This is a genomic window from Pseudomonas edaphica (genome assembly GCF_005863185.1).
In the GTDB taxonomy this organism is placed as follows: domain Bacteria; phylum Pseudomonadota; class Gammaproteobacteria; order Pseudomonadales; family Pseudomonadaceae; genus Aquipseudomonas; species Aquipseudomonas edaphica.
In genome coordinates this window covers 1-4,465 of record NZ_VBVZ01000516.1, presented here as the reverse complement: position 1 = coordinate 4,465, position 4,465 = coordinate 1, and the positions used below count along the sequence as shown (strand labels likewise).

Sequence of the window (4,465 nt, the reverse complement as noted above, 5' to 3'; positions counted from 1 at the left end):
CTATCGAGCGATCCGCAGCCTTGCCGCCCCACAGGTTGCCGAGTGTCAGGCCCACGCCGAACAGCACGAGCATGGCGGTGATGTAAGGGGTGGAGGCGTGGGTTTCGCTGCTGAGGATGGGCGCGATGTAGGTGAAGACGGTGAACATGGCGCCCGAGCCGATGACGGTGAGGGCCAGTGCGCCCAGCACCGGGCCACGGCCCAATACGCGGATTTCGGCCATCACGCTGACGTGTGGCGGCGCCTTGAGGTTGGGCAGGGCGAACCACAGCGCGGCCATGGCGACAACGCCGAGGCCGGTAATGCCCCAGAACGCGGTGCGCCAGCCGAACAGTTCACCGAACCAGGCGGCCAGCGGCACGCCGCCGATGGTCGCGAGGGTGAGGCCCATAAACATCGCGGCCACCGCGCCGGCGCGTTTCTCCGGGGCGACTACGCTGGCGGCGACCACGGAGCCCACGCCAAAGAACGCGCCGTGGTTCAGTGAGGTCACGACTCTGGCGATCATCAGGCTGTAATAGTCGGTGGCCAGGGCGGACATCAGGTTGCCCAGGGTGAAAATCGCCATCAGCCCGATCAGCAGGTAGCGCCTGGGGATCTTGCCGGTGGTCAGGGTCATCAGTGGCGCGCCGAGCAGCACGCCCATGGCGTATGCACTGACCAACAGGCCGGCGGCGGGAATCGAGACGCCGAGGTCGGCGGCGATGCCCGGTAACATGCCCATGGGGGCGAACTCGGTGACGCCGATGCCAAAGGCACCCATGGCGAGTGCAACGAGGGGTGGATTGATACGCATGGAAGGCTCCTTATCTATGCCGCCAATGCTACGATCCAGCGATTGAAGGCGGTAGATGGCGTTTTTGGCAATCACCTTTGCGTAAGGGGCACAAATGGACTTCAACGGCAGGTCAGGTGAGATGTTGGTATTCGCCAGCGTGGCGCAGGAGGGCAGCCTGTCGGCGGCGGCGCGTGCGTTGGGGCTTACGCCGTCGGCGGTCAGCCGGATTATCGCGCGTGCCGAACAACGCCTTGGCACTCGGCTGCTGTTGCGCACCACCCGCGCGATCACCTTTACCGCCGAGGGCGAGGCGTTCCTGCGCGGTGCGCGGCGTATCCTGGCCGACATGGACGAGGTGGAAGAGGCGATTGCCGACCAGGGCGTGCCCAGGGGTCGGTTGCGGGTCAGCGCCGCCCTGGGCCATGGGCGCATGACGATCGTGCCCTTGGTGGCCGCCTTCAGTGCGCGCTACCCGAACATCGTGGTCGACCTGACCCTGGGCGACGAGGTGGTCGACATTCTTGGCGGCCAGGCCGATGTGGCGATACGCTTTGGCCATTTGCCCGACAGCCCGCTGACCGCGCGCAGGCTCGGCGAAACCGGCCAGGTGGTGGTGGCCTCGCCCGAGTACCTGCAGCGCCACGGCACCCCGCAGCAACCCGAAGACCTGCTGCGGCACAATTGCCTGCGCTTCAACTTCCGGCGTGCCGAACCCAACTGGCCGTTTATGCGCGACGGCCAAGCGTATTCCTTGAAGGTGAGCGGCAACATCGAATGCAGCAGTGGTGAGGCGCTGGCACAGCTTGCGCGTGTGGGCGCCGGTATTGCGCGTATCGGTGAGTTCACCGTCAGCGAAGACCTGCGGCGCGGCGAGTTGATACCGCTGCTGCAAGCCTGGAACCCCGGCGACGTTGAGCCGATTCACGCGGTGTTCGTCGGCGGCGCGGCGATGCCGGCGCGAGTGCGCTTGTTTGTGGACTTTTTGCTCGAACATCATCAGTTGTAAGCGTCGGCTCGGGGGCGCCATGAGGCGCGGCAATATGAACCGTTCTCGTGCGCATAATCTGTTGCTGCGCCGGTTTATAACTGCTTGTATCCTTGCCCGCGAAAAAGGGCGAATGGTTGCCGCCGGTGCCCAGGTCCACTGTCCGCTGTTATGGAAAACCGTGCTTGCCAAAGGTAGCAATGTGAAGCGTGATACCCACCTGGTTGTGCTTTTGCTGGCCGTTATCGGTTGCTCCCTGGGGTCATTGACGGTCTGGAAGGTGTTTGCCTCTCGAGATCGCGCCCTGCAGGAGGTGGACGTCCATGGCCTGAACCTTACCCAGGCGCTGTCGACTTATTCCGAAGGCATCGTGCGCCAAAGTGCGTTGCTGTTGCTCGGGCTTGTCGAGCGTCTGGAAACCGAAGGCAGCGGGCCGGCGCAGATTCAGCGGCTGAGTACGTTGATCAACCGCCAGCAGCCGCTGATGCCACAGCTCAGTGGTGTCACGATCTACGATCAACAGGGGCACTGGTTGATGTCCTCCAACCGGCCGATTCCTGCGGGCGCCAACAGCACAGACCGTGCCTATTTCATCCATCACCGTGACGATCCTTCCCGCGAGATCTTTATCGGCCCGCCGATTGTCAGCCGGTCGAATCAGGAATGGGTGATGACCATCAGCCGGCGTTTCAATGATTCGCAGGGTACTTTTGCCGGTATTGTGGCGGTGACCTTAGGCATCGAAAACTTCCTGCGCTTGTTTGGCAAGATCGATGTCGGGCAGGACGGCGCGATTGGCTTGTCCCACACAGACGGTACGTTGCTGGCTCGCTATCCGTTTCGCGAGCAGGACATGGGGCGCAACTTTTCCAAGTCGCCCATCTATGTGAAGTACCTGGTTGATCAGTCAGTCGGCACCGCCTCTTTTACCTCCAGCCTGGACGGCGTGGAGCGGCTCTACGCCTTTCGCCAGAGCGACCGGCTGCCGCTGATCACCACGGTGGCAATCGGCAAGCACGAAGCCCTCGCCGCGTGGCGCACCGAGGCGCTCTTATCGGCGGTGGTAGTGGCGGGGCTGCTGGGGCTTACCGGTCTTATCGGCTGGTTTTTGATCCTGGATATCCGTCGGCGCACCGAGGCTGAAGATCAGTTGCGTGAAACCCAGCGGCAGTTGCTCACCTCCAACGGGCAGCTTGAGTTGCTGGCGATGAAGGATGCGCTGACGGGTTTGGCAAACCGGCGCTGCTTTGATGAGAGCCTCGCCAGGGAGGCGCTGCGCGCCAAGCGTGAGGGCACGACGCTGGCATTGCTGATGATCGATATCGACTATTTCAAGCGCTTTAACGACGCTTACGGGCATGTGGCAGGGGACGCATGCCTGCAGACGGTGGGCAGAATCTTCGAGGCGTGCGTAAGGCGGCCGTTAGACCTGGTGGCGCGGTATGGCGGCGAGGAGATGGGCATCATCATGCCGGACACCGACGCTGACGGCGCCGCCGTGGTGGCCCAGCTTATTCTCGACCTGTTGAAGCAAGAGAACATCGTGCACAGCACCAGCCCGTTCGGGCGGCTGACGGCAAGCATCGGCATTGCGACGGCCACCGGGGTTCAGTTGGAGGACTTGCAAGGGTTGGTGGAGGTGGCGGATCGGGCGTTGTACAGCGCCAAGGCGGCGGGTCGTAACCAGTGTGTGACGGGGGCTGGTGACTGGGGTTCACCATTGAACCCCAGTTGAACGGGGCCAGCCCGCTTCAGTCGGTTTGCTTAAACCCCGCTCACCAATTTCCCGCCGTCCATCCGGCGCTTATAAGCACTGTCTCGACTGGCCAACCAGAAGTACAGCGGTGACGTCACCACCAGGCCCACCACCCAGGACAAATCCGCGCCATTGATGTGCTCGGAAATCGGCCCTACATACAGCGGCGTGTTCATAAACGGAATCTGCACTGCAATCCCGATCGCATAGGCCAGCAGCGCCTGTGGGTTGTACTTGCCATAAATCCCGCCATCCACGCGAAAGATCGAGGCAATGTCGTACTTGCCTTTGTGAATCGCGTAGAAGTCGATCAGGTTGATCGCCGTCCACGGCACCAGCACCACCAGCAGCACCAGCACCATGTCGACGAAGTGGCCGATGAAGTCTTTGGAGGCGAACACGGCAGCAATGGCGCACGCGGCCAGCACCAGGGTGGAGATCACTGCGCGGCTTTTGGCGGTGGGGATCCAGCGGTAGGCGAAGGTCTGGATCAGGGTAATGATCGACAACACCGCGCCATACAAATTGAGGGCGTTGTGGCTGATCACGCTGAGCAAGAACAGCACCAGCATCAACGGGCCGATGGCGCCGGTGGCGAGTTTTACTGCGTCCATGGTGTCCATGCCCACCGGAGTGGCAAGCACGGCGACGGCGCCGAAGATAAAGGCCAGGCTGGAGCCGAGGGCGGAGCCCAGGTAGGTGGTCCAGAAGGTCGACGCCACAGGCACGTCAGCCGGCAGGTAGCGCGAGTAGTCGGACACGTAGGGCGCAAAAGCAATCTGCCACAACGCCGCCAGGGATACGGTGGCCAGCCAGCCGGAGATGTTGAAGCTGCCACGGGTCAGGAAGTCGGTGGTCTGCACGTGAGTGAAGATGTAGCCGAAGCCCAGCACGATGCCGGCGCCGAGCACCCAGGTGCCGATGCGGTTGAGCACGTGGATAAAGC

Annotated in this window: 4 protein-coding genes; 2 read left to right on the top strand and 2 right to left on the bottom strand. The window is 62.7% G+C overall.

What is annotated here, in order from left to right:
- On the bottom strand, nt 1–796 hold a 796-nt coding region (locus FEM54_RS25540; RefSeq protein ID WP_138453550.1), incomplete at its 3' end, for an MFS transporter.
- A 94-nt stretch (nt 797–890) separates the two neighbouring features.
- On the opposite strand from FEM54_RS25540, the gene FEM54_RS25535 reads away from it, so the two are divergent.
- Entirely contained in the window at nt 891–1,784 is an 894-nt protein-coding gene (locus FEM54_RS25535; RefSeq protein WP_017139663.1) for a LysR family transcriptional regulator, read from the top strand.
- Between the two features lie 181 nt (nt 1,785–1,965).
- Nucleotides 1,966–3,498, top strand: coding sequence for a sensor domain-containing diguanylate cyclase (locus FEM54_RS25530; protein ID WP_138453551.1), 1,533 nt, complete (start codon nt 1,966–1,968; stop codon nt 3,496–3,498).
- Between the two features lie 29 nt (nt 3,499–3,527).
- On the opposite strand, the gene FEM54_RS25525 is transcribed toward FEM54_RS25530, so the two are convergent.
- On the bottom strand, nt 3,528–4,465 hold a 938-nt coding region (locus FEM54_RS25525; RefSeq protein ID WP_138453549.1), incomplete at its 5' end, for a purine-cytosine permease family protein.

Bases quoted from the DNA above. Each gene is read 5' to 3' on its own strand.
- FEM54_RS25535 (WP_017139663.1), top strand. From the start codon at position 891: ATGGACTTCAACGGCAGGTCAGGTGAGATGTTGGTATTCGCCAGCGTG.